Source organism: Streptomyces sp. NPDC058371 (genome assembly GCF_042723265.1).
Classification (GTDB): Bacteria; Actinomycetota; Actinomycetes; order Streptomycetales; family Streptomycetaceae; genus Streptomyces.
Genome location: NZ_JBHXJC010000001.1, coordinates 1,012,099 through 1,036,023 on the forward strand (window position 1 = coordinate 1,012,099; position 23,925 = coordinate 1,036,023).

The window sequence follows — 23,925 nt, forward strand, 5'->3', positions numbered from 1 at the left end:
CGGTCCCGTGAGCATTGACCGAGGGCCGTAGCTGGGGAGTGCGAGCCCCCGTCGCGGAGCACCACGCGACCTCGCACCGAGGGCCGGTCGGACGGAGTGGGGCTGTCCGCCGGCCCTCGGCATTGCGTCGGAGGCGCCCGCGTCACGGGCCGGCGGGTTCCCCGTTCCCAGGGCCCCGCGACGTCGACGTCGCACGAAGGGGCTCGAAGACGCCCCGCCGCACGAAGGAGCTCGAAGACGCCGGGTTCGGCCGCGCGCGCAGGATCGCCGCCCCCGGGATCAGCCCGATGTCTCCCGTGCCGGGTCGGAGCTGATCGTCCAGTGCCCCACCTCGCGGTAGCCGGAGTCGTACACGGCCGTGCCGTCGCCGGGCTTCAACTCGTAGTGCCCGAGGTTGCCGCCCCAGTACCGAAGGATCCGGCCGAGCTCCTGGACGGCGTTCCCGTCCCAGCCCGTCTCCCCCATGTCGACTTCCAGAAGGAACTTCACGTCGTGCCTCCGCCTTCGGATCGATGCGCCGTTCCTTCAATCGTTTCATTGAACTCCTGGTTGAGGTTTTGCGGCGGCGGAGGCAGGTCCGTGAGCGGCGGGAAGCGTTGCAGCAGGCCCGCGGCGCGCAGAAGTCGGTGGGTGCGGGGCCGGCCGGAGACGACGCGGAGGCGGCCGCCGCGCTGCCGGGCCCGGTCGTCGGCCCGGCACAGCACCCGCAGCCCCGAGCAGTCGAAGAAGGCGACCGGTCGCAGGTCGACCAGCACATCCGGAGCGGAACCCGCGGTCGCCGCGTCCAGGTGTGCGGCCAGCGAGCCCGCCGTCGCCAGGTCTATCTCGCCGGACACCTCGACCACGACGAACGGATCGCTGCGATAGCTGCGCGCATACGGATTCGCCGCCGGGAGCCCGGCTTCGCCGACCGGGCCCTCCGATGGGGCGGCAACACGGTCGTCAGGGAGTTCCGGTGGCATGTCGGCTCCGCCTCGGCCGGGGAGGGCACATTGGATCTCCGTAGCTACCCCGGCATGGACAGAACATCCCTGTGCCGACGCCCGCGCGATCCGGTTCACCCGACCGGGTGATTTCGGGTTTGGTGTCTTGACCTGCTCGGTGCAGTGCTGCTCCAACAGGCTTTGTTCCAGCGGGAGTTGGGCTACCGCTCGGCGGGCTTCGAGCGGCGGTGGCTGGTGTCGCACCAGGGGTAGCGCCGGCTGCGCCGGCACATGCACAGGGCGACCCGGAAGCGGTCGGAGGAGACGACGGTGCCGTCCTCCAGCTCGACCTCGACCGGGCCCTCCACCAGCAGGGGGCCCTGCCGCTGCACGGTGATCCGACGGGGCGTGTCAGACGGGTCGTTCGGCACGGATCACCACCAGCTCTTCCTTCTCCTCGTGGGCGGAGAGCAGGCCGCGTTCCCGCAGCCAGTTCTCCCGTTCGCGGAGTACGGGCCCGAAGTCGACCCATCGGCGCTCCGTCACCGCGGCCTTCAACCCGGAGGCGCGCAGTCGCTTCAGGGTGGGCTCGGCCCCGCTGAGCGCCGAGTGGACCATCAGCAGAACGCCCCCCGGACGCAGTCGCCCGGGGGCCCCGTGACAGATCCGGTCGAGCACGAGGCGGCCGTCATGACCCGCGTCCCACGCCCGCGCCGGACCCCGTGGGGGACGGTGCGCGTGGGGTGCGGGCACGTAGGGCGGGTTGGCCAGGATGAGGTCGAAGGACTGGCCCGCGACCGGCGTGAAGAGGTTCCCGCGCACGATACGGACGGACAGCCCCGCCAGCCGTGCGTTCACGCGGGCACTGCACACCGCCCGCCAGGACACGTCCACCGCGGTCACCCGGGTGCCCCTGCGTGCGGCCGCGAGCGCCAGGGCGCCGGTGCCCGTACCGATGTCGAGGACACGCGCTCCGGGAGAGAGCGGCTCGTCGGACAGCGCGCCGACCAGCAAGGATGTGTCGTCCTGTGGGGCGTACACGCCCGGAAGTGCCAGAGGTTTCACGTGGGCCGAGTACCCGGGGAATCATGAAATATGGGTATTCCTCAGCGAGGGGCTTCCCGCGTGCCACGCGGTGAGGAGATGCCGGGCCAAACGGTCCTCGACGAAGCCCGTGGCGTCGATGCCGAAGGTGACGTCGGCCGCGAGGTGCGGTTCCTCCTCCAGCAGGCCGCCGATCACGTCATGGCGTACGACCTGCTCGTGGACGGCGTCGGCCTCCACGTGCTCGTCGTAGAAGAACTCGGCGGCCGAGCCCGCGCCGGTACGCCGCATGGCTTCCGCGAGCCTGCGGGAGCCCGGCGACGAGGTGATCTCGACGGCCGCGAAGTGGCCGACCAGCGCTCCGCGCAGGGCCCGGTGCAGGCCGAGGAGCGACATCATGTTCACGGTGGCCAGCATCTCCGCGGACGCCGCGTCCAGATAGTGGCCGTACGTGGGCTCCAGCTCCAGGCCGGCCATCATGTCGGCGAAGAGCCGCGCGTGCACCCGCTCGGCACGGCCACCGCCGTACTCGTCGAACTCCACCGCGGCCATCCCGGCCTTCGCCCGGCCCCACAGGCGCGGCAGGACCCAGGCGTGCGGGTCCGCCTCCTTGAGGTGGTAGAGCGACCGCTGTGCGATGTACTCGCGCACCTGCCAGAGTTCGCCCTGGTCACGGAGATAGTGGCTGACCCCCGTGCCCTCGGCGGGCTCGACGAGCAGTTCCTTCACCGCGGCCTCGACGCTGTCGTGGACGGGGGTGTCCGCGCGCAGGGCGGACAGGAAGCGGTCCTCCAGCTGCGCCCGGGTCCGCAGGAGGTCGGGGTCCCACTCGAGGTCCGGGTCCACTTCTGCGAAGCCGCGGTAGTGCAGTTCGTAGCAGAGGTACAGGGCGAGCTGCAGATCGTCCCCGTACGGCGACGCCCGCCGGGTGTCCTCGGCGTGGGGGAGCGGGCCGGCGGCGCGCAGGTACGCGAGGACGGCTGCGGACACGGGGCCGCGGCTCGGCGGCAGCTCGGGGCCTGGACGATCTTCTGTCATGCGGGCCGGGTACCCGGTGCGCGTGAGGTCATCCGTGGTGGGTGGGGTCGGCGGTGCTGTCTGCCCTCACCTGTGGTGTCTGTGGTCCTCCCGTGGTGCGGGGACCGGGTGGGGCGGGGGCCGGGAGCGGGTGCCGGAACGGTCTCGGCCCCACCGTGCCGGCCCCCGCCGTGCCGGACCCCGGCGGTCAGCCCGCCGGGGTCGCGAGACGCAGAGACACCGACCCCGCGTCGGTGGGCGGTGGCGAGAGGTCGTCACCGCGCTCGGTCATCTCCGCCCACCACGACGCGCCGTCCTCTATCTGGCGCAGGAGAATGCCCTCGCGGATCGCCCAGGGGCAGATGGCGACCGACTTCAGGCCCGTCAGTTTCATGGTCGTGTGTCCGACCACCGCACCGGCCAGACTCTGCGCGGCCCGTGGCGCCGAGATGCCCGGCAGCCGCGCCCGTTCGGCGGCCGGAAGTGCGGCCAGGCGGTCGAGTGACCTGCGCAGTTCCTTGCGGTGCAGCTCCCGGTCCACGAACGGGCCGCGACGCCCCGGCGCGGCCCCGCACAACCGCGCCACCTGCTGAAACGTCCGCGAGGTGGCCACGGCGGTGCGCGGTCCCTCCCAGCGGATCCGCGCCGCCACGTCGCGCAGTTGATGGCGCACCTTGCGCCGCAGTGCCTTCACCGACTCTGCCGTCGGAGGGTCCTCCCCCTGGAAGAACTCATGGGTCAGCCGACTGGCACCCAGGGGCAGCGAGGCCACGAAGTCCGGCAACCGGCCCCGCCCGAAGGCGACTTCCAGTGAGCCGCCGCCGATGTCCATCAGCGCGAGCGGTCCCGAACGCCAGCCCATCCACCGGCGCGCCCCGAGGAACGTGAGCTCGGCCTCCACCTCGCCCGGCAGCGTGCGCAGCGGCACCCCGGTCTCCGCCCGGACGGTCCGCAGGATCTCCTGGCGGTTCGGAGCATTGCGGATCACCGTGGTCGCGAAGGCCAACGGGGCAACCGCGCCCCACCGTTGAGCCGTCCTGGTGGCCCCGCGCACCGCGTGCACCAGCTCCCGCACGGACTCCTCCGGAATGACGCCACCGGGCTCCACATGATCGGACAGCCGCAGCCGCCACTTCGCGGTGTGCACCGGCAGCGGCACACCGCCCTCGGCATCCGCCACCACCAGCCGGACCGTCTTCGAACCCACATCCACCACGCTCAGTCGCATGTCCCGGAAGTACCCTCCTGCGGTCGCGGCACGCCCGCGCCGAGGGGCCGACCCGGGCCGACGCGGGACGGACACGTGGGGATGAGGAGGCCGGTGTGCGCGCCTGACCGGCGGCGGACCGGCGGAATGGCTGGTTCCGAGCGTCGTGACACCGGGGCACGAGCACCCGGCATCCGGTCACGCCGCCAGGGCCGACTGCCCGGACAGCGGCGCATAGGCGCGGAGGCACAAAGACACGGAGGCACAAAGGCAGGGAGGCACGGAGGCGCGGAGGTGCAAAAGGCGCAAAGGCGCGGACGTGGCCGCCCCGGCGTGGCCCGTGCGCCGCCCGGAGCAGCCCCGTCACCGGTCCGAGTCGCCCCGGATGCCGACGCGGCCGCGATGCCGTACCGGTGGAGCATGGGTGTTCTGGGCGAGCTGGACCAGCGGTTGTTCACACGGGTCGCCGGCGCGCGGCTGCCCGGTGCCGATCCGGCGCTGACCCGGCTCAGCCACTCCGCCGATCACGGCCGGCTGTGGCTGTGCGGCGCGGCCGGACTCGCCGTGGTCGGCGGCCGCACCGCCCGGCGGGCCGCCCTGCGTGGTGCCGGCTCGCTCGCGCTGGCCTCGCTCACCGTCAACACCGTCGTGAAGTGGGGTGCCCGGCGCCCCCGCCCGCTGCTCGACCACGTACCGCCGATCCGGCAGCTGACCCGCCAGCCGCACACCACGTCGTTCCCGTCCGGCCACTCCGCGTCCGCCGCGGCCTTCGCCACCGCGGTCGCCCTGGAGTCCACCCGGTACGGCCTCCTGGTCGCGCCCCTCGCCGCGGCGGTCGCCTTCTCGCGGGTGTACGTCGGCGTGCACTACCCCGGTGACGTTCTGGCCGGCGTCGCGATCGGAGCCGGGGCCGCCGCGCTCACCTGCCGCTGGTGGCCCGCGCGCGTCGGTGTCCCCGAGCGGGAACGGCCGGCGGCCGAGGCGCCCGCGCTGCCCGACGGCGAGGGACTGGTCGTCTTCATGAACAGCCGGGCCGGGTCCGGCGCGCCCGGTTCCTCCCTGCCGCCGACGGAGCATCTGCGGGGGCTGCTGCCCCGGGCCGAGCTGATCGAGGTCGGGCCGGACGACGACTTCACGGAGCTGCTCGACCGGGCGGTCGACCGGGCCCGGAGGTCGGGCGGCGCACTGGGCGTGTGCGGGGGCGACGGCAGCGTCAACGCGGCGGCCCACGCGGCCGCCCGATACGGACTCGCGCTCGCGGTGTTTCCCGGGGGCACCCTCAATCACTTCGCGCAGGACGTGGGCGTCCCCGAGTTCGAGGACACGGCGGTCGCGGTCGCGCGGGGGGAGGCGGTGGCCGTGGACATCGGTGTGGCGACCTCGGTGACCGGGGACGAGGTGCGGTTCCTGAACACCTTCAGCATCGGCCTCTACCCCGAACTCGTCGCGCTCCGTGAGCAGTTGGAGAAGCGGCTGGGCAAGTGGCCGGCCGCGGCCGTCGCGCTGACCCGGGTCCTGCGCACGGCGACGCCCATCGAACTGACCGTCAACGGCCGTTCCCGACGGTTGTGGCTGCTCTTCGCGGGCAACGGCCGGTACCGGCCCGACGGCTTCGCGCCCACCTACCGGCCGCGCCTCGACGACGGGCTGCTCGACCTGCGCATGGTCGACGGCGGTCACCGTCTGGCGCGTACCCGGGTGGTCGTCTCCGCGCTCGCCGGGGCGTTGGGCCGCTCCCGGGTCTACAGCGCCGAGGCCGTGCCGCGGGTCCGGCTGGAGGGCCTGCGCGGTACGGACACCCTCGCCCATGACGGCGAAGTCGCCCCCACCCCGGTCGAGTTGACACTGGGGAAGGAGCATCGGGCCCTGGTCGTCTACCGGCCCGCCCTGCCGCAGAACGAACTGGCCCAGCAGGTGCGTCTCGCCACCGCGACGGCCCGCTACCGCGCACGGATGAGGGGCCGCCGTCTCCCTGCGGACGGCGACCCCTCGGCTCGGTGCTGATCAGTTGTCGCGGACCCGTGGGTGCCGATCCGGCACCCACGGGATCAGCGGGTGATCACATGTGGACGACCGGCGCGGCATCCGGGTCGCGCTCCTGCGTCCCGCGGCGGTAGAGCAGGAGGCCGATCAGCGAGCCCGCGGCGAAGAAGCCCGCCGACCACCAGAAGGCGGTGGTGTAGCTCTCGATCGTCGCCTGCGCCTGGACCAGCTTGTTCGTCCCGTCCTTGCCGGCCAGATAGCTGGTCGCGGCGCTCGCGGCCAGGGTGTTGAGCAGGGCCGTACCGATCGAACCGCCCACCTGCTGCATGGTGTTGACCGTCGCGGAGGCGACACCCGCGTCCTCGGGGGCGACTCCGTTCGTGGCCAGCGACATGGCGGGCGGCATCACGATGCCGAGGCCCGCGCCGATCAGGATCAGCTGCGGCAGCACCGAGGTCGAGAAGTCCGAGGCGACACCGATGTCGGTCAGCCAGGCCATGCCGACCGCGGCGATCGCGAAGCCCGCCGGGAGGACGATCTTCGGCCCGATCCGCGGTACGAGAACGATGGTGGAGAGCTGCGCCGCGACCATCATGGCCGCGACCATCGGCAGGAAGGCGACACCGGTCTTGGTCGGGCTGAAGCCCAGGTTCAGCTGCAGGTAGTAGGTGAGGAAGAGGAAGACACCGAACATGCCCGCACCGGTGATCAGCACGGCGATGAACGACGCCGCGCGGTTGCGGTCGAGCAGGACGCGCAGCGGCAGCAGCGGGTGCTTGGCGCGGGTCTGCCACCAGGCGAAGGCGGTCAGCAGCAGCGCACCGGCGGCCAGGAAGCCCCAGGTCTCGGGCGAACTCCAGTCGTGCGTCTCGGCGTTGGAGAAGCCGTAGACCAGGGAGAAGAGACCGGAGGCGACCAGCAGCGCGCCCGGGACGTCGAGCTTGGAGTTGGCGGCGTCGCGGTGGTTGGTGAGCAGCATCCAGCCGCCGACGAAGGCGAGCACGGCGAACGCCACATTGACGAACAGGGTCCAGCGCCAGTCGAACGCGTCGGTCAGCATGCCGCCGAGCAGCAGCCCGACCGCGCCACCGGCACCGGCGATCGCACCGTAGACGCTGAACGCCTTGGCGCGATCCTTCGCCTCGGTGAACGTCGTGTTGAGCAGCGAGAGTGCGGCGGGCGCGAGCAGCGCGCCGAAGAGACCCTGCAGGGCACGGGCGGCGACGAGCATGCCGAAGCTGCTCGCCGCACCGCCGAGCACGGAGGCCCCGGCGAATCCGGCGACACCGATGAGGAAGGCGGGCTTGCGCCCGAAGAGGTCGGCGATGCGTCCGCCGAGCAGAAGCAGGGAGGCGAACGCGAGCGAGTACGCGGTGACGATCCACTGGCGGTTGCCGTCGGAGAACCCGAGGTCCGCCTGGGCGGACGGCAGGGCGATGTTCACGATGGTGGCGTCGAGCACCACCATCAGTTGCGCGATACCGATGATCGCGAGGATCCACCACCGCTTCGACGAATGCGCGGCCGGTGAGTCCACGGCGCCTGTGGAGGCACCTTCGGTTGCCGTCTGAGACATCAGAGAACCACTCCAGGGAAGTGCTCAGGATTACGTGCAGGTAAACGAAACTGTTTCGTACACGTAGAGACTAGACCTCTTTCTGCGAAACGGCAACGTTTCGTTTAGTTGGCCGCGCTGGGTCGCGCCGGACGTTCCCACCCATCTATGCCTTGACGGGAATATAACCAGTGAGGCATATTGAGGGGCGTGTCCGACAACCCCCTCTGGAGCGCCCTGGCCGACCCCCACCGACGTGCCATCGTCGCGTTGCTGCTGGAGCGGCCGCGGGCGGTCGGTGAGATCGTCGAGGCGTGCGGACTGAGCCAGCCGAGCACCTCGAAGCACCTACGGGTGCTGCGTGACGCCGGTCTGGTGCGGGTCCGGCAGGACGCTCAGCGCCGTGTCTACGCGCTCGATCCGGCGCCGATCGCCGAGCTGGACGCCTGGCTGGCGCCGTACCGCAAGCTCTGGAACGAGCGCCTCGACGCCCTCGGCCGCCGCCTGGACCGGGCGGCGGGGGAGCCGTCGGACGACCACGAAGCACCCTCCCCGAAGGACTGAGCCACCATGTCCGACGAATCCACCGCCCCCACCGGCACCTATCTCACCCTCGACGACGGTCGCCCCGCCGTCCGCTTCAGCCGCACCTACGACCATCCCGTCGAGCGGGTCTGGCAGTTCGTGACCGACCCCGACGAACTGGTCCACTGGTTCCCGTCCCGCGCCGAGATCGAGCTGCGGCCCGGCGGCACGGTCACGTTCAGCGGCGACCCCCACATCGAGGACTCCACGGGACGCGTCCTCGCCGTCGACCCGCCCCGGCACGTCTCCTTCAGCTGGGGCGGCGACGAACTGCACTTCGACCTGGAGCCGTTGGCGGACAAGCGCACGCGGTTCACCCTCACCCAGATCCTGGAGGCGGAGAACACCGCCGCCCGCAACGGCGCCGGCTGGGAGGTCTGCCTCGGCGCCCTCGACGCGCACGCGCGCGGAAAGGACGCCGGCGGGCCGCACGCCGGAGCGCTCGCGCCGTGGAAGGAGTTCTACCGCGGCTACCTGGCGGCCGGAGTCCCTTCCGGCGCCCCGGTCCCGGGCCTCGACTGACCGCTCACCGCATCTGCCGCCGCACCAGCTCGTGCAGCCGTCCGCCCGTGTCCGCGAGGAGCTGCGCGGGCGGGCCCTGCTGGGCCACCCGGCCGTCCTCCATCACGATCACGCGGTCCGCGTCCATCACGGTGGACAGCCGGTGGGCGATCACGACACGAGTGGCGTTCAGCGCCCTGGTGCTCTCGATGACCGTGCGCTGGGTCTCGTTGTCCAGCGCGCTCGTCGCCTCGTCGAAGAAGAGGATGCGCGGCCGGCGGATCAGCGCCTGGGCGATCATCAGCCGCTGGCGCTGGCCACCGGAGACCGCCCCACTGCCCGAGACGATCGTGTGCAGCCCCATCGGCATGCGCTTGATGTCCTCGGCGAGACCCGCCATCTCGGCCGCCGCCATCGCCTCCTCGGGCGTGTACGGCTCGGTGCCGCAGATGCAGTCCAGGATCGAGCCGGTGAACGGCTGCGCGTGCTGCAGCACCACACCGCACTGACGGCGTACGGCGGACTGGTCGAGGGCGCCCAGATCCTGGCCGTCGTACAGCACACTGCCCGAGACCGGTTTGTCGAAGCCGATCAGCAGGCGCAGCAGGGTGGACTTGCCGCAGCCGCTCGGGCCGACGATCGCCACGAACTCACCCGGCGCGATGTCGAAGGACACGTCGTCGAGGACGAGCGGGCCGTCGTCCGAGTAGCGGAACGAAAGCCGCCGGGCCTCGATACCGCCCGAGAGGACACCCGGGCGGGTGCTCGCCGTGCGCACCTCGGGAGTGGCGTCGAGGACCGGCCTGATCTCCTCGAACATCGGCAGCACGGCCGCCGCCGAGACGAACGCGCTGGTCAGCTGGGTGACTGAGGTCAGCACCATCGTCACTGAGGTGTTGAAGGTGAGGAACTCCGCCGCCGAGAGCGAGCCGCGCGCCGGGCCCGCGAGGAGCATGAACATCAGCAGCGAGCAGAACGGGAGATACACCGCGCCCAGCACCGTCGTGAGGTTCTTGATCCGGCCGACCTTCTGCTGCAGTTCACGGCTGCGGGCGAACTCGGAAGCCCAGGCGGCGTACGCGTAGTTCTCGGCCGCGGCCACCCGCAGCTTGGGCAGCCCGCGCAGCGTCTGGAACGCCTGGTTGTTCAGCTTGTTGCCGAGCACCACCAGGCGCCGCTGCCATCGCACCTGCCACAGACCGAGCCCCAGGAACACCGCGGCGATGACGACGAGCATGCCGATCGCGGCCAGCGCCAGCGGAACGCTGTACCAGAGCAGCAGCCCCAGGTTCATCGCGCCCACCGTGCCCGCCTGCGCGACCGTCGGACCGACGCCGGCGAGAAGCCGGCGGATCGCGCTGATGCCCATGGCGGCACTGGCGAGCTCACCGGTCGAGCGTGCGGTGAAGAACTTCGTCGGCAGCCTCAACAGCCGGTCCCACACGGCGGGTTGGAGGGTGGCCTCGATCCGCCCCTCCATCCGCAGCAGGGTCAGATTCTGCAGCAGCATGAAGGCCGCCGACACCACGCTGGTGATCATGATGGCCAGACAGACCTGCACGATGAGGGTGTGCTGCGCCTTCGGCACGAACTCGCCGAGCACCTTGCCGGTGGCGACCGGCACCAGCGCGCCGATCGCCACGGTCACCAGACCGCTGATCGCCAGATTGCGCAGGTCGCCGCCGGTGCCCCGCAGACAGAACCGCATCAGCCGCAGCGGGCTCAGCCGGCGCTCGGGCAGCGGACGGTAGAACATGACCGCCCGCGGCTCGAACTCCGCCGCGTTCGCCTTCTCCACCGGTGTCTCGCGCCCGGACGAGGGGTGCACGGCGACATACCCGCCACGCCGCCACAGCAGCGCGACCGGCGCGCCCGACACGGCACGGTGGCCCACCAGCGGACCGAAGTTGTCGTGCCACCAGCGGCCGTCGAGCCGTACGGCCCGGGCGCGGACGCGTGAGGCGATGGCGATGCGCTCGACGGGGTCGAGCCGGTCGCTCTCGGTGCCGCTCTGCGCGGGCTCCGCGAGCGTGATCCCGGCCGCGCCGGCGACCAGTCTGCAGGCCGCGTACGTGGCGTCGGCGTCCGCAGCGGTCGGCCGTTTCGCCGACGGCCTGCCGATGGACGCCAGCAGGGTGCGGTCGGCCTGGGCACGGACGGCCTCACCGGCCTTGATGCCCGCGGCTGTACGGTGCTCGTGGCCGGCCTCCAGCTGCTCGATCCACCGGTCGAGCGTGGCGAGGAGCCGGTACTGCTGGTCGACCATGCCCTGCCAGACCCCCGGGTCCATCAGCAGGTCGGCGGCCGCCTCGGCGCCGTACAGGGAGCCGTACTGCACGCTCCCGGGCGGCACCTGCATCCAGAAGACGTCGTCGTCCGTCGGCGCCGCGGCCCGCTCGGAGGCCATCGGCGCCTGGAAGAGGATGGACAGACTGCGGCCGACGCCGAGTGCGAGCGCGTACTCCAGCGGGCTCGACGTCGGCGGTACGTACTGGGGGTTGCCGTACGCGTCGTACGACCAGGTCTCGGTGCCCGCCTGCTGGTACAGCTCACGCAGCACGATCCGGTGCACCACGCAGTCCCGCAACGGCCGGCCGACCAGGGTGTGCTGCGGTCCCGCGACCGGGCCGAGCAGCAGCGAGCCCGCTTCGAGGCGGCCGAGGTGGTGCCAGTGGCCCTGCTGTGCGGCGTCCACCGCGAACAGGTCCATGGCGCCGGCCGCCACGAGCCACAGCACCTGCGGGCCTTCCAGATCAAGGCGGTTGAGCCCCGAGCAGTCGATCGGCGTGCCCATACCGCCGAGCGCGCCGAGGACGAGGTCGCCCTCGTGAACCGTCGTCATCTCACCGCTCCCTGACCAGCTCGGCGTACGGGCCGCCGGCCGCCACCAGGGCGTCGTGACGCCCGCGTTCCACGATCGTGCCGTGCTGGAGCACCACGATCTCGTCGCTGTCGCGCACGGTGCTGAGCCGGTGCGCGATCATCACACAGGCGCAGCCGCGCTTGCGCAGGTTGTCGATGACGGTCTGCTCGGTCTCCGCGTCCAGGGCGCTGGTCACCTCGTCGAGCACCAGGATGCTGGGCCGGCGCACCAACGCCCGGGCGATCTCCAGGCGTTGACGCTGGCCGCCGGAGAAGTTGCGTCCGTCCTGCTCGACCCGGCTGTGGATCCCGCCCGGACGGCGGACCACGACGTCGTACAGGTCCGCGTCCTGGAGCGCCGCGACGACCGCGTCGTCCGGGATCGAGGGGTCCCAGAGCGCCACGTTGTCCCGGACGGACCCTTCGAAGAGGAAGACGTCCTGGTCGACGAAGGAGACGGAGGCGGCGAGCGCACCGCGCGGAATGTCCTCCAGGCGCTGTCCGTCGATGCGGATGGCACCCTCCCAGGGCGCGTACAGGCCCGAAATGAGCCGGGACACCGTGGACTTGCCGCTGCCGGAGCCGCCGACCAGCGCGACCTGCTGGCCCGGGCCGACCGTCAGTGAGAAGCCGGTCAGCAGGGGCTTGTCGAGCGGGCTGTAGCCGAACGTGATGTTCTCCAGCTCGACATGGCCGCGCAGCCGGCGGGTCGACTCGCCCGAACCGGACCGGGCGTAGAGCGGATCGGCCTCGAAGTTCTCCACGTCCTTGAGCCGTGCCACGTCGGCGGCGAAGTCCTGGATGCGGCCCGCGACGCCGTTCAGCCGCGTGATCGGGGCGGTGAAGCGGGTCACGAGCGCCTGGAAGGCGACGAGCAGACCCACCGAGATCCCGCCCTCGACGGCCCGCAGACCGCCGATCCACAGGATCAGCGCACTGTTGAGCGTTGCCAGCGTGGGCGCGACGATCCCGAGCCAGGCGCTCGGTACACCGAGGCGCTGCTGCTCCTCCAGGGTGGTCGCGTGCTGGCCCGCCCACTTGCGGAAGTAGCCGTCCTCGCCGCCGGTCGCCTTCATCGTCTCGATCAACTGCAGCCCGGTGTAGGCCGTGTTGGTCAGCCGGGCGCTGTCCGCACGCAGCTTCGCGGTGCGCGTCGCGCGCAGCCGGATCACCACCCGCATCGCCACCACGTTGAGCAGCGCGACCCCGATGCCCACGGCCGTGAGCTGCGGGTCGTACGTGTAGAGGAGGACGGCGTAGAGCACCACCACGACCGCGTCCACCCCGGCCGCCGCCAGGTCGCGGGCCAGGGTCTCGGCCACCGCGTCGTTCGACTGGAGCCGCTGCACCAGGTCGGCGGGGCTGCGCTGGGAGAAGAAGGTGACCGGCAGCCGTAGCAGATGCCGCAGGAAGCGAGCGCTGCTGAGTGTCGAGGAGATGATGCGGCCGCGCAGCAGATTGGTCTGCTGCAGCCAGGTCAGCACCACCGTGAGCAGCACGCACGTGCCCATCGACGCGAACAGCACCCCGAGCAGTGAGGTCTGGCCGCCGATCAGGAACATGTCGATATAGGTACGGCTGAGTGCGGGGACCGCCGCGCCGACCGCGACCAGCAGCAGGCTCGCGAGGACGGCCGCGGGCATGGTGCCCGAGGTGCCGCGCAGCCGTGCCGGCATGGCGCCGAGAACGCCCGGTTTGCGACCACCCTTGCGGAAGTCGGGGCCCGGCTCCATGACGAGGACGACGCCGGTGAAGCTGGAGTCGAAGTCCTCCATCGGCACGAACCGGCGGCCCTTGCCGGGGTCGTTGATGTGCACGCCCCGGCGGCCGAATCGGCGGCCCATGCCGTCGTAGACGACGTAGTGGTTGAACTCCCAGAACAGGATGGCGGGCGCCCGCACTCCGGCCAGCGCGACCGTGTCCATCTGCATGCCCTTGGCCGTCAGGCCGTAACTCCGCGCCGCCTTCAGCAGGTTGCTGGCCCGTGAGCCGTCCCGCGAGACACCGCAGGCGATCCGCAGCTCTTCGAGCGGAATGTGCCGTCCGTAGTGGCCGAGCACCATGGCGAGGGACGCGGCACCGCACTCCACGGCCTCCATCTGGAGGACGGTCGGGGTCCGCACGGTCTTCTGCCTGCCCTTGGGCCCGGCGGGTTTCGGCGCGGCGGCACGCCGTCTGCCCCGGACGGGCGGGGGCAGCGTTTCCTGGGGGGCGGTCACGGCAGGAGCCAATCGACGGGGCGCTGATCGGCCAGCCGGATCGAGCCCGTGGCCAGGGTCATGGAGTCGAGCGCGTACGGCGGCCCGTCAGCGGACGACCACTTGTAACCGCTCTTCGTGCCGGCGGAGGGGTCGAGCCGGACCAGGACCGCCACGGGCCTGCCCTTCTTCGTGAACTGCTCGCCGAGTTGGCTGTCACCGAGGAAGGCGGTGACCTGCTGCTGGGTCTGCGCGGTCCGGTCGACGGCCTTCACATGCCCGCGCAGCACGCCGTACTGCTGGGTGGGCACGGACTGGAGGGTCAGGTCCACCGGCGCGTTCACGGGGATGCCGGTGGCGTTCTCCGCCGGGACGTACACGGTCGCGTACAGCGGATCGTCGGCCTTGGCGACCTTTTCGACGGCGGCGACATTGGCCCCCGTCCGGATGATCGCGCCGATGGCGGCGGCAAGGGCGGTGATCCGGCCCGCGGCGACCGTGCGGACGACGGCCGTCCTGCCGTCCGCCGTGCGGACCTTGAGGACCGGCGCGTTGGCGGCGAGCCGGTGGCCTTCCTTGGCGAGGACCGCCGTGACCTGCCCGGCGACCGGGCTCTGCAGCACATAGCTGCCCTCGCCGTGGGTGAGGACGGCGGGTGCGCTGACCGTGGACGCCACCGTGCCGGTCACGGCCCAGACCGACGCGGCCGCCATGACGAGCACCGTCACGGAGAGGACGAGCCAGCCCTGCGGACGGGCGAAGCGCACGGGGAGATCGAGCTCTTCGGGCGACTGCAGCTTGGCGAGGGCCTGTTGGCGGAACTGCACGGGACTTCCCTCACCTGACTAGGGAGATTTTCGACATCCGAGAGTCCCGGAACCGTGGATCGGTTCCGGGACTCAGCGGTACAAGGTGCGGTCAGAGACCGGCGACCAGGCCGGTGACCGGCGCGGTGTTCAGGCCGGTGACACCCTCGACCGTGCCGACGGCGGTGTTGACCAGGCCGGAAACCGGGGCAACCGAGTCCACGAGGTCCGTGACGGTGCCAACGGCCTGCACGGCAAGGCCGCCCGAGACGTTGTCCAGCTCGGCGTCCGAGATCTCGACGGTCTCAACCTGGGGGGTGGAGTTCATGATGGAACTTCCCTTCGTAATGGGTATTCATAAGGGGGGAGCGGCCCCCTCTGGGGACAGATGGACGGCCGCGACCGCGAGCGTGCGGCGCCCGTTGCCGGGAACCTTGGTGCGAGCTCCGCGGTGCACGGATCAAAGCACGGTGGCGTGGCAGGCATCCAATCAACCAGGGCTCTCACCTGGGCACTTGATCGCCCGGGAGGCTCAACCGTGCAGGTGTGCGCACGCCTCTGCGGCGAGTTCTTCACATGCTGCACGGCATAGGTTCGCGCCGCCCCTTGCCCCACAGGGGCGGAATAGGACAGTCCGGTCGCAAAGCCGTGGCCCCCTGCGGGCGCGTGTGCAGATCCCCCACTCGCGGTGACTTGGTTGCGCAGTCGATGTGCAGATTCGCTGAAACCGGGATTCCGCTCTCCGGTCGGAACGGACGGTCACCGTCCGGTGGCGGACGGTGTGACGGATGGCCGAAATGTGCCTGCCGCAACTCCCGGGCTGAGTCCCTCGGTCCGAGCGCGATGAGACCTCCCGTTGAACGCCCCACGCGGCTCGTGCGTATCAACTGCCATCCAGGCGCCCCCAGTCAGCTGCCGGACGGCGGCTCGGACCCCGTCCCCAGGAGGTCGAGAGTTGAGTCACAAACGCATACCCAAGCGCAAGGCTGCGATAGCGGCAGGAAGCGTGGCGGCGCTCGGAGCGGCGGCACTCATACTGCCCAACGCCATGGCGTCCCAGACGGACACAGCCGGTTCCGCTCCGCAGACGTTCAAGGCGGCCGACGTCCCGGACGTCGCGGGACAGCTCGCCTCCCAGCTCGGAGACGCCTTCGCCGGGTCGTACTACGACGCCGGCAAGCAGCAGATCATCATCAACGTGGTCGGCAACGACAGCAACGTGTCCAACGAGATCAGAAAAGCCGGTGCGGTTCCGAACGAGGTGAACAACAGCACCGCCGAGCTCGCGGCTGCGGCCAAGACGCTCAGGACCGACGCGACGATCCCGGGCACCGCCTGGTCCGTCGACCCGAAGACCAACGAGATCCGGGTCACCGCCGACAGCACCGTCACCGGCGCCAAGTGGAACCAGCTCACGTCCACGGTCAAGTCGCTCGGCTCCGACACGGCGACCGTCAAGAAGTCCGCCGGCACGTTCAAGACGTTCGTGGCGGGCGGCGACGCCATCTTCGGTGGCGGGGCCCGCTGTTCCCTGGGCTTCAACGTCACCGCGGACGACGGCAGCCCCGCGTTCCTGACAGCGGGTCACTGCGGGGTCGCGGCCGCCGCGTGGTCCGACTCCCAGGACGGTGAGCCCATCGCCACGGTCGACCAGGCCACGTTCCCCGGTGACGGCGACTTCGCACTCGTGAAGTACGACGACCCGAACACCGAGGCCACCTCCACCGTCAATGTCGGCAACGGACAGACGGTCGACATCACCCAGGCCGCCGAGGCGGCCGTCGGCCAGCAGGTCCTCCGCATGGGCAGCACCACGGGCCTCAACGACGGCAGCGTCACCGGTCTCGACGCCACCGTGAACTACCCGGAAGGCACGGTCACCGGTCTTATCCAGACAGACGTCTGTGCCGAGCCCGGGGACAGCGGCGGCTCGCTGTTCACCCAGGAGGGCAGCGCGATCGGCCTGACCTCCGGTGGCAGCGGCGACTGCACCGCCGGCGGTGAGACCTTCTTCCAGCCGGTCACCACCGCGCTGACGGCGGTCGGCGCGACCCTCGGCGACGCGGGCGCGGGCGCCGGTGCTGGTGCGGGTGACCAGGCAGGCGGCGACGCAGCCGGCGCTGCCGGAGCCGGCGACGGCCAGGCCGGCGGCGCGGACGACCAGGCCGGAGGTGACCAGGCCGGCGGCGCCGGCGAGCAGCAGGCCGGCGGTGCCGGTGACCAGGCCGGTGCGACCGACGACCCGTCGGCCCCGGCGGACGCCGGCGGCGTGGACGACGGCTCCGGGCTGACCGGCCAGGGGCAGTGAGGTCCGAGCAGGCACAGACCCACTGACCCGGACGCGCCGGCGGCTTCATCCAGGTCAGTGCAGCGGAACGGTCCGGCTCTCCGGCGGGAGGGCCGGGCCGTTCCGTGTACGCCCGTGCGGGACCGCGACCGGGCACGGCCGGGTCAGCCCCGCGCGCGCAGCAGCAACAGGGCGACGTCGTCCGGCCGTTCCTCCGCCGTCTCGGTGTGCCGGACGAGACTGTCGGCGAGCGTCTCCAACGGCTGGTCGCCGAGTTCGGCGAGCCGCTGCCCGAGTTCCGCCAGCGCGTCCTCGATGTCCACGCCGGGCGACTCGATGAGCCCGTCGGTGTAGAGGGCCAGTACGGAACCGGGAGCGAGGGAGACCTCGGTCGTGGGATACGTGGCGGCTGCATCGATCCCGAGCAGCGGGCCGCCGGCGAGGTCGAGGACCCGCACCCGCCCGTCGGGCCGGCGCAGCAACGGCGGCGGATGCCCCGCCCGTGCCATCACGGCCCGCCCGCGCTCCGGCTCGAGACGCAGATAGAGGCAGCTGGCGAACAGCTCACTGCCCAGGTCGATCAGCAGCCGGTTGGTGCTCCGCATGACCTCCTCGGGCGCCTGGCCGACGGTCGTGTAGGCGCGTACGGCGGTCCGGATCTGCCCCATCAGGCCCGCTGCCGTCACGTTGTGCCCCTGCACGTCCCCGATCACCGCGGCGGCCCGCCCGTCCGTGGACACCAGGTCGTAGAAGTCGCCGCCGATCTCCATGCCCTGAGTGGCGGGCAGATAGCGCGCCGCCGCCTCGATGCCGGGCAGCGACGGCAGGGAGTGCGGGAGCAGCGCGGCCTGCAGGCCGTGGGCGAGCTGGTGCTTGGCGTCGTAGAGCAGTGCCCGCTCCAGGGCCTGGGCGATGAGGCCGCTGAGGCTGGTCAGCACGGCCCGTTCGTCGGCCGGGAAGGGATGCGGCTCGGCATAGGCGAGCACACAGGTGCCGACCGGACGGCCGGAGGCGACCAGTGGCAGATAGGCCCACGCGTTCATGCCGTCCGGGGTCATGTGCCGGGAGGGGTAGATCTGCTCCAGCTGCCGGCGTGAGTCGAAGAACGCGGGAACTCCGCTGCTCAGCGCCTGCGTGCCGGGGGTCTGCGCGGTCAGGGGCACCCCGTCGAAGCGCTCCACCACCCGCGCGTCCGGATATCCGCGCTGCCCGAGCACATGCAGCCGCCCGCCCTGCGTGCCGAGGACGACCAGGGCCTGGCTGCCGACGGCGGGCGCGATCTCGTCCGCGACCAGCTGCACCACGTCCTGCACACCCACCGCCTCGGTGAGCGCGCTGGCCAGGCTCAGGATGTGGGAGATGGTGACCAGCCGCGGGGAGTCGTCGCCCTGCTGCGGTCCGGCGCGGCGCATCTCGGACACCGCACGGGCCCGGGAGATGCGGACGCTCAGCCCGCTGGTGCTCGGATACAGCCGGAACGACAGCCAGTCGCCGGGCGGGCGCAGCGCCACGAACGACGTCACCTGCTGGCTGAGCAGGGCCGCACGGTAGCGGTCCTCGTAGACCGGGTCGTTGAGCCAGGGAACGGACGACCACAGCTGAGTGCCCAGCAGGCTGCTCACCGGGACACCGAGCAGCTCGGCCGTCGCCGCGTTGGCGAAGCTGACCCGCCCGTGCAGATCCAGCGCGCACAGCCCGTACGGCAGCCGCGCCACCATCCGGGCCGCCTCCACCGTGCCGAGCGTGCCGGCGGCCGGCGCCTCGGCGGCCGGGGCGAGCAGATCGGGTTCGCGGCGGGCCGGCCGGCCCTTCTCGGCAGCGCGCTCCATGCGCAGCGCGAGCCGGTCGCAGGCCGCCGTCAGATGGTCCCGCTCCCGGTCGGACAGCTCCGGCGGATGTGCGCCGGGCCAGGTCACGAAGATCGCCCCGTACGCGGTGGTTCTGGTAGCCACCGGAAGCGCGGCGAGCGCGAAGGGATAGGGCAGGACCACGGCGATACGCGGATAACGGCGAGCCATCTCCTCCTCGCCGTTGACCCAGATCAGCCGCCGTTCCCGCAGTGCCTCCGCGACCGGGATCGGCGCATTGAGCCCCACCCGCTCCCAGGGCGCGGCGAAGGCGCGGGGCAGCCCGGCCATGACCGCCATCTCCAGCACCGGCTCGCCGGGAGCCAGCAGATACACGGCACCGGAGTGGGCGTGCACGTCGTCGAGGATCGAGGCGAGGGTGAGGGAGAGCAGCGGCCGGCCGACCGGCACCGGGCTGGGCGCCGGCGCCTGACCGGACACCTGCCAGTCGGACACGCCGACCACCTCCTCGCATGGCCGCGACGGGTCCCCGGGGTCAAGGCTCTCTCCTGGCGGCGTTTCCCGCACGGCGAGCGGGGCGGGGCCCTATACCCCCTCGGTCGGTTGACATGCCCCCGCAATAGAAGCGCGCCGTGGCGCACGGGCGCCGTACGTGCGCCCCCGCGCCCCCTGATGGCCGGTTATTCGCGCCCAGAGATGGTCGGTGGCGCCAACAATGGGCACGCGCTCAGCCGACGGGACAAGGCGAAGCGAACCTGAGGGGACGGACGTGATCCGCGTACTACTGGTGCACGATGCTTGTCTGGTCCGACTGGCGCTGGCGGAGTGGCTCCGCCGCGAACCGGACCTGGGTGTGTACGACGCTCCATGGCGGAGCGCGTCCGGCCGCGTCGGGTCATTACGGCCGGACGTCTGCGCGGCGGACCTGGACTCTGCCGACTCCTACGGCATCCCCCCACTCGCCGATCTGCTCGGTCGTGGCGGCAGCGGCCGGGCCGAGCCCAGACTGCTCGTTCTGGCCACCGCGCACAGACCGGGCCTCCTCAAGCGGGCCGCGGAGGCCGGGGCGCTGGGATACGTGGACAAAGGGGGCTCTCCGGAGCGGCTGGTCTCCGCGATACGCAGGGTCGCCAAGGGGGAACGTTTCGTCGACGACTCGCTGGGGTTCGGCTTCCTCAAGGCCGCGGAAATGCCGCTGACCCGGCGGGAGTTGAGCGTGTTATCCCTGGCCGCCGAGGGTGCCTCCGTCGCGGAGATCGCCGGGAGCCTCCATCTGTCCCACGGGACCGTACGCAATTACATGGCGGCCATCACCCGCAAGACCGGGGCGCGCAACCGCGTCGACGCCATCCGCATCTCGCAGGGGGAGGGGTGGCTCTGACTCCGTCCGCCGGGGGAGCGCGGACGGGGACGACCAGGTGCCGACCAGGTCACGGTAGAGGGGGGAGCGCAGCAGCAGTTCCTCATGGCCGCCGAACTCGGTCCGCCGGCCGTCCATGACCAGGACCCGGTCCGCGCGGTAGGCGGAGCTGATGCGGTGGGCGACGACCACGAGGGTGGTTCCGGGGCGGGCGGCGAAGGCGCGCTCGGCCCGTTCCTCCGCCTCGGGGTCCAGATGACAGGTCGCCTCGTCGAGCAGCACGACCGGCGCGTACGAGAGATACGCACGGGTGAGTGCGATCAGTTGCCGCTCGCCCGCCGACAGCGTGCCCGGGTCGACCTCCGCCGCGAGACCGCCCAGCGCGTCCAGAAGCGGAACGAGACCTACCGCCTCGGCGGCGGCCCACAGCTCCGCGTCGGGCACGGAATCCGGCCGAAGGTGGGCGAGATTCTCCGCGGCGCTTCCCCGGAAGACGTACGCCTCCTGCGGGATGAGGACCCGGCACGTGTCCGACGTGCGGCCGGGCACCGGATGGCCGCACAGGCGGACGCTGCCGTGCCCCGGCTCCAGCAGCCCGGCGACCAGCCCCGTGAGCGTCGACTTCCCTATCCCGCTGGGACCGACGACGGCGAGGTGGGTGCCCCGGGGGACGGTGAGACTGAGGTCCTTGATGACGGGCTCGCTGCCGGGACCGTAGGCGAAGGTGAGGGAGGAGAGACAGACAGCCGGGGCGCCCGCGCCGGGCGGAACGCCGATGTGGAGGGGCGGCGTGTCCTGCCGGGTCGTGGTGATCGAGGTGTGGTCGACGGTGGCGTCGGACCGGTGCCGCGGTTCGGCCGAGGCGGCCGGGTGGGCCGGGGCCAGTCGGCGCAGGACCACCGCGAGTCGGGAGCCGCTGGTGCCCAGGCCGTGGACCAGGTTCTGCAGGGCGGGGAGCAGGGACTGGGTGATGTAGGCGAGAGCGCCGACCAGGGCGCCGGCGGTGACGCCCCGGGCCAGGAGCCACGGCGCGGCGGCGAGCAGCAGCACGATCGGGAGCTGCCCGCCGACGGCGAGGGAGGCCACCCGCAGCACTCCCCGGTGAGCCAGCGCCCGGGCCGCGCGCAGTTCGGCGTCGATGCGCTCGCCCGTCTCGGCGGCGACCCGCTCCTCGGCCCCGCCCGCCGTGATGTCCCGCAGCCCCGGGCAGACGGTGCCCAGGTGGCCGGCGAGGTCCTCGTCGGCCACCAGGAACGCCTCCTGCCTGCGGGCCAACGGCCCGAGCGTCACCGCGAAGAGGGTCACACCGGCGACGAGCGGCGGTGCGACCACGAGCAGCAGCGGCGGGGCGAGCGAGAACAGCCCGATGAGGGCACCCGCGGCCGTGAAGACGAACGAACGGGACACCATCACCAGCCCCGCGAAGGTGTCCCGGGCGATCTCCACCTGCTGGGTGAGCCCGGACAGCGCACCCCGGTCGGCCTCACGCACACCCCGGACGACCACCCGCTCCACGAGCCGGTCGCGCAACGGCTCGACCAGCTCGGCGACACCTCCGTACACGCGCCGGGTGCCGAACGCGCCGACCGCCACGGCGAAGGCGGCGACACCGAGCCAGCCGAGCCCGACGCCGGCCCGGCCGGCCAGGAACCCGTCGTCGAGCGCCCGCGCGAGGGCGTAGCCCATGAGGAAGGTCTGCCCGGTCTCCAGCACGGACCAGCCGGCCAGCCGCAGGACCACCGGCCGTCGGCCGCGCAGAAACCTCAGTCCGCGCCGGTACACCCCTTCGGTCATCGCGCGCCCCCGTCCCCGCCCGGCCCGAACACCGCCCGGTACCCGGCCGTACGCCACAGCTCCGTGTGCGTCCCGCGGGCCCGCACCCGTCCGCCGTCCAGCCAGACCACGGCGTCCGCGCGGGCCGCCGTGGAGACCCGGTGGGCGATGATCAGGCGGCTTCGGCCGGCCGCGTGGCGCAGCAGAGCCTCGGTGATCTGGTGCTCCGTGACCGTGTCGAGGCTGGACAGGGCGTCGTCCAGGATCAGCAGCCGGCTGTCGTGGGCGAACGCCCGGGCGAGGCCGAGCCGTTGAGCCTCGCCTCCGGACAGCGGAGCGTCCGTGCAACGGGTGGCGTAGCCGTCGGGCAGCCGGCGGACGAACGTGTCGGCGCGGGCCGTACGGGCGGCCTCCCTGACCCGGCCGGGCGGCGCCGGGGGGACACCGAGGGCGATGGTGTCCTCGATGGTCTCGCCGAGCAGGGCGGGGCGTTCGAAGGCGTAGCCGACCGCGCCACGCAGTGTGTCGTGGGCCAGCGCGCGCAGGGGTACGCCGTCGAGCAGTACGTCGCCGTCGTCCGGATCGGTGAGCCGGCCGGCGACGGCCGCGAGGAGCGACTTGCCCGCGCCCGAGCGGCCGACCACGGCGAGGGTGCTCCCGCCGGGCACGACGAGGTCGACGGCGTCGAGCACGGTGCGTCCGCCGCGCCGGGCCGTGACCCCGCGCAACTCCAGCCGGCCCCGGCCGGGCGGCAGTTGGTGTTCGCCGTATCCGGTCGGCGGCTCGCTCAGCACCTCGCCGAGCCGCCCGGCCCCGGCCCGCGCCCGGGCCAGCCCCGAGAGCTGGCCGACCAGCACGCCGACGCCGGCGGCGAGGACCGCGTAACGGGACGCCGCCAGCAACTCCCCGACGGACAGGCGGTGTTGGACCACGAGGACGCCCGCGACGGCGAGCACGCCGATCTGCAGCAGCGGCGCGACGGCGACCGCCCGGGCGGCGGCGCGACCCTGGACCTGCCACATCCGGCGGCCCTCGCGGGAGAGGCCGGGCAGGGGGCGCAGGATCCGGGCCACCTCCTTGTCGGCGGTGCCGCCGGCCGCGATCGTACGGGCCCCGTCGATCGCCTCCGACAGGGCGCTCGCGATCCGGCCCTGGATCTCCTGGTAGCGCGTCGCGCACTCCGACGAGTCGCGTGCGAGTGCCCGCAGCAGCAGGGCCAGGACGGGGGCTCCGGCCAGGAACACGAGCGCCAGCCACGGGTCGATCAGGCCGAGCGCCACGACCGCTCCGGCCGGTCCGGCGAGGGAGGCGAGGAGGGAGGCGCGTGTGGCGGGCGCGGTGCCGGCCTGGGCGGCATTGCCGACGAGCCGCGCCACCAGCTCACCGGATCCGAACCGGCCGCCGGCCCGCGGTCCCACGGCCAGCACGTGCCCGACCAGCCGCCGGCGCAGGAGAGCGGTGGCCCGGGCGTTGAGGGTTCCGCCGAGGACGGTCTCCGTGGCGTCGAGCACGGCGAGCAGCAGGACCAGGCCGGTGCACCAGAGCACCCACCGGGTGGCACCCGGGCTGTCGGGGTGGGTCAGCAGGAGGTCGAGGGTCCGGCCCAGGGCGGCCGGGAGCAGCAGGGCCGCCCCCGTCGCGGCCGTGGTCGCCACGGTCAGGGCGAGGCAGCGGGACGCGCTGTGCCGGGTCGCCGTGCGCAGCAGCTGCCGCCCCGCGGAGTCGGCCCCCGGGGGTTTTGGCACAGCGGGCGTCGTCATGGCGCGTCGGGCCCTCGCATCCTGTCCTGGCACGGTGCAGAGCCCCGGGCGGCCCCTCCCCGTGGAGGGGAGGGAACCGCCCGGAGTCGGTGGGAAGCGGTGTCGTCAGAGACAGAGCGTCACGCTGGCGGCCGAGACACACGAGAGCAGGCTCAGGGTGCTGTTGCCGCCACCGCCGCCGGTGGTCTCGTCGGACTCCATCGTCTGCAGGTCGAGAAGTGCCATGTCAGATCCTTTCGTTCACTGGGGACGGGGT

The 23,925-nt window shown here is 72.3% G+C and carries 19 protein-coding genes and 1 pseudogene; 5 read left to right on the forward strand and 15 right to left on the reverse strand.

All coding sequences use genetic code 11. The features are described from left to right. Positions 1-279: 279 nt before the first annotated feature. From ACFWM2_RS04380 to ACFWM2_RS04405, 6 genes are all read right to left on the reverse strand, one after another. Entirely contained in the window at positions 280-489 is a 210-nt protein-coding gene (locus ACFWM2_RS04380) for a hypothetical protein (RefSeq protein ID WP_383272849.1), read from the reverse strand. Continuing rightward, complete coding sequence (locus ACFWM2_RS04385; RefSeq protein WP_383272851.1) at positions 486-962, reverse strand: STAS domain-containing protein; 477 nt, start codon at positions 960-962, stop codon at positions 486-488. Before ACFWM2_RS04385 ends, ACFWM2_RS04380 begins: the two co-directional genes overlap by 4 nt. A gap of 182 nt (positions 963-1,144) precedes the next feature. Then, entirely contained in the window at positions 1,145-1,354 is a 210-nt protein-coding gene (locus tag ACFWM2_RS04390) for a CDGSH iron-sulfur domain-containing protein (RefSeq protein WP_383272853.1), read from the reverse strand. Continuing rightward, on the reverse strand, positions 1,335-1,964 hold the full coding sequence (locus tag ACFWM2_RS04395) for a HemK2/MTQ2 family protein methyltransferase (protein WP_383272855.1): 630 nt from the start codon (positions 1,962-1,964) through the stop codon (positions 1,335-1,337). The genes ACFWM2_RS04390 and ACFWM2_RS04395 overlap by 20 nt, the downstream gene beginning before the upstream one ends. A 45-nt stretch (positions 1,965-2,009) precedes the next feature. Then, a complete protein-coding gene (locus ACFWM2_RS04400; protein ID WP_383272857.1) occupies positions 2,010-3,005 on the reverse strand; it encodes an iron-containing redox enzyme family protein in 996 nt (331 codons plus the stop codon). Between the two features lie 187 nt (positions 3,006-3,192). After that, positions 3,193-4,212: a Ppx/GppA family phosphatase gene (locus ACFWM2_RS04405; protein ID WP_383272859.1), complete on the reverse strand. Its 1,020-nt coding sequence runs from the start codon at positions 4,210-4,212 to the stop codon at positions 3,193-3,195. Positions 4,213-4,611: 399 nt separating this feature from the next. Here ACFWM2_RS04405 and ACFWM2_RS04410 point away from each other — a divergent pair, with 399 nt between their 5' ends. Next, entirely contained in the window at positions 4,612-6,195 is a 1,584-nt protein-coding gene (locus ACFWM2_RS04410) for a bifunctional phosphatase PAP2/diacylglycerol kinase family protein (protein WP_383272861.1), read from the forward strand. 55 nt (positions 6,196-6,250) lie between these two features. Here the strand turns inward: ACFWM2_RS04410 and ACFWM2_RS04415 are convergent, their stop codons facing one another. Further along, a complete protein-coding gene (locus ACFWM2_RS04415; RefSeq protein ID WP_383272863.1) occupies positions 6,251-7,750 on the reverse strand; it encodes an MFS transporter in 1,500 nt (499 codons plus the stop codon). A gap of 189 nt (positions 7,751-7,939) precedes the next feature. On the opposite strand from ACFWM2_RS04415, the gene ACFWM2_RS04420 reads away from it, so the two are divergent. Continuing rightward, positions 7,940-8,293, forward strand: coding sequence for an ArsR/SmtB family transcription factor (locus ACFWM2_RS04420; RefSeq protein WP_383272865.1), 354 nt, complete (start codon positions 7,940-7,942; stop codon positions 8,291-8,293). A gap of 6 nt (positions 8,294-8,299) precedes the next feature. Next, positions 8,300-8,836, forward strand: a complete 537-nt coding sequence (locus ACFWM2_RS04425) for an SRPBCC family protein (protein ID WP_383272867.1) — start codon at positions 8,300-8,302, stop codon at positions 8,834-8,836. Positions 8,837-8,840: 4 nt separating this feature from the next. Here the strand turns inward: ACFWM2_RS04425 and ACFWM2_RS04430 are convergent, their stop codons facing one another. The 4 genes from ACFWM2_RS04430 to ACFWM2_RS04445 form a co-directional block, all read right to left on the reverse strand. Continuing rightward, positions 8,841-11,657 carry an NHLP bacteriocin export ABC transporter permease/ATPase subunit gene (locus ACFWM2_RS04430; protein WP_383272869.1) on the reverse strand — a complete coding sequence of 939 codons (2,817 nt, stop codon included), beginning with the start codon at positions 11,655-11,657 and terminating at the stop codon, positions 8,841-8,843. Position 11,658: 1 nt separating this feature from the next. Next, positions 11,659-13,896: an NHLP family bacteriocin export ABC transporter peptidase/permease/ATPase subunit gene (locus tag ACFWM2_RS04435; RefSeq protein WP_383272871.1), complete on the reverse strand. Its 2,238-nt coding sequence runs from the start codon at positions 13,894-13,896 to the stop codon at positions 11,659-11,661. Continuing rightward, positions 13,893-14,702 (reverse strand): HlyD family efflux transporter periplasmic adaptor subunit, encoded by an 810-nt coding sequence (locus ACFWM2_RS04440; protein ID WP_383272873.1) that lies wholly within the window; start codon positions 14,700-14,702, stop codon positions 13,893-13,895. The genes ACFWM2_RS04435 and ACFWM2_RS04440 overlap by 4 nt, the downstream gene beginning before the upstream one ends. 91 nt (positions 14,703-14,793) lie before the next feature. After that, positions 14,794-15,009 carry a type A2 lantipeptide gene (locus ACFWM2_RS04445; protein ID WP_383272875.1) on the reverse strand — a complete coding sequence of 72 codons (216 nt, stop codon included), beginning with the start codon at positions 15,007-15,009 and terminating at the stop codon, positions 14,794-14,796. Between the two features lie 627 nt (positions 15,010-15,636). Between ACFWM2_RS04445 and ACFWM2_RS04450 the strand changes: the two genes are divergently transcribed. Beyond that, positions 15,637-16,989: a S1 family peptidase gene (locus ACFWM2_RS04450; protein ID WP_383272877.1), complete on the forward strand. Its 1,353-nt coding sequence runs from the start codon at positions 15,637-15,639 to the stop codon at positions 16,987-16,989. A gap of 143 nt (positions 16,990-17,132) precedes the next feature. On the opposite strand, the gene ACFWM2_RS04455 is transcribed toward ACFWM2_RS04450, so the two are convergent. After that, complete coding sequence (locus ACFWM2_RS04455) at positions 17,133-19,280, reverse strand: SpoIIE family protein phosphatase (RefSeq protein ID WP_383272879.1); 2,148 nt, start codon at positions 19,278-19,280, stop codon at positions 17,133-17,135. 211 nt (positions 19,281-19,491) lie between these two features. On the opposite strand from ACFWM2_RS04455, the pseudogene ACFWM2_RS04460 reads away from it, so the two are divergent. Further along, positions 19,492-20,073, forward strand: a pseudogene (locus ACFWM2_RS04460) (LuxR C-terminal-related transcriptional regulator); the annotation flags it as partial. On the opposite strand, the gene ACFWM2_RS04465 reads toward ACFWM2_RS04460, so the two are convergent. From ACFWM2_RS04465 to ACFWM2_RS04475, 3 genes are all read right to left on the reverse strand, one after another. Beyond that, positions 19,996-21,930: an ATP-binding cassette domain-containing protein gene (locus tag ACFWM2_RS04465; RefSeq protein WP_383272881.1), complete on the reverse strand. Its 1,935-nt coding sequence runs from the start codon at positions 21,928-21,930 to the stop codon at positions 19,996-19,998. The pseudogene ACFWM2_RS04460 and the gene ACFWM2_RS04465 overlap by 78 nt on opposite strands. Continuing rightward, positions 21,927-23,669 (reverse strand): ABC transporter ATP-binding protein, encoded by a 1,743-nt coding sequence (locus ACFWM2_RS04470; RefSeq protein ID WP_383272883.1) that lies wholly within the window; start codon positions 23,667-23,669, stop codon positions 21,927-21,929. The genes ACFWM2_RS04465 and ACFWM2_RS04470 overlap by 4 nt, the downstream gene beginning before the upstream one ends. Before the next feature lie 105 nt (positions 23,670-23,774). Further along, positions 23,775-23,894 carry a SapB/AmfS family lanthipeptide gene (locus ACFWM2_RS04475; RefSeq protein WP_383272885.1) on the reverse strand — a complete coding sequence of 40 codons (120 nt, stop codon included), beginning with the start codon at positions 23,892-23,894 and terminating at the stop codon, positions 23,775-23,777. Between the last annotated feature and the right edge of the window lie 31 nt (positions 23,895-23,925).

What these genes read in the sequence shown, in the direction of transcription:
- ACFWM2_RS04385 (WP_383272851.1), bottom strand. Translation starts at nt 962, where the DNA reads ATGCCACCGGAACTCCCTGACGACCGTGTTGCCGCCCCATCGGAGGGC.
- ACFWM2_RS04400 (WP_383272857.1), bottom strand. Translation starts at nt 3,005, where the DNA reads ATGACAGAAGATCGTCCAGGCCCCGAGCTGCCGCCGAGCCGCGGCCCC.
- ACFWM2_RS04405 (WP_383272859.1), bottom strand. Translation starts at nt 4,212, where the DNA reads ATGCGACTGAGCGTGGTGGATGTGGGTTCGAAGACGGTCCGGCTGGTG.
- ACFWM2_RS04410 (WP_383272861.1), top strand. Translation starts at nt 4,612, where the DNA reads ATGGGTGTTCTGGGCGAGCTGGACCAGCGGTTGTTCACACGGGTCGCC.
- ACFWM2_RS04415 (WP_383272863.1), bottom strand. Translation starts at nt 7,750, where the DNA reads ATGTCTCAGACGGCAACCGAAGGTGCCTCCACAGGCGCCGTGGACTCA.
- ACFWM2_RS04425 (WP_383272867.1), top strand. Translation starts at nt 8,300, where the DNA reads ATGTCCGACGAATCCACCGCCCCCACCGGCACCTATCTCACCCTCGAC.
- ACFWM2_RS04430 (WP_383272869.1), bottom strand. Translation starts at nt 11,657, where the DNA reads ATGACGACGGTTCACGAGGGCGACCTCGTCCTCGGCGCGCTCGGCGGT.
- ACFWM2_RS04445 (WP_383272875.1), bottom strand. Translation starts at nt 15,009, where the DNA reads ATGAACTCCACCCCCCAGGTTGAGACCGTCGAGATCTCGGACGCCGAG.
- ACFWM2_RS04465 (WP_383272881.1), bottom strand. Translation starts at nt 21,930, where the DNA reads ATGACCGAAGGGGTGTACCGGCGCGGACTGAGGTTTCTGCGCGGCCGA.
- ACFWM2_RS04470 (WP_383272883.1), bottom strand. Translation starts at nt 23,669, where the DNA reads ATGACGACGCCCGCTGTGCCAAAACCCCCGGGGGCCGACTCCGCGGGG.
- ACFWM2_RS04475 (WP_383272885.1), bottom strand. Translation starts at nt 23,894, where the DNA reads ATGGCACTTCTCGACCTGCAGACGATGGAGTCCGACGAGACCACCGGC.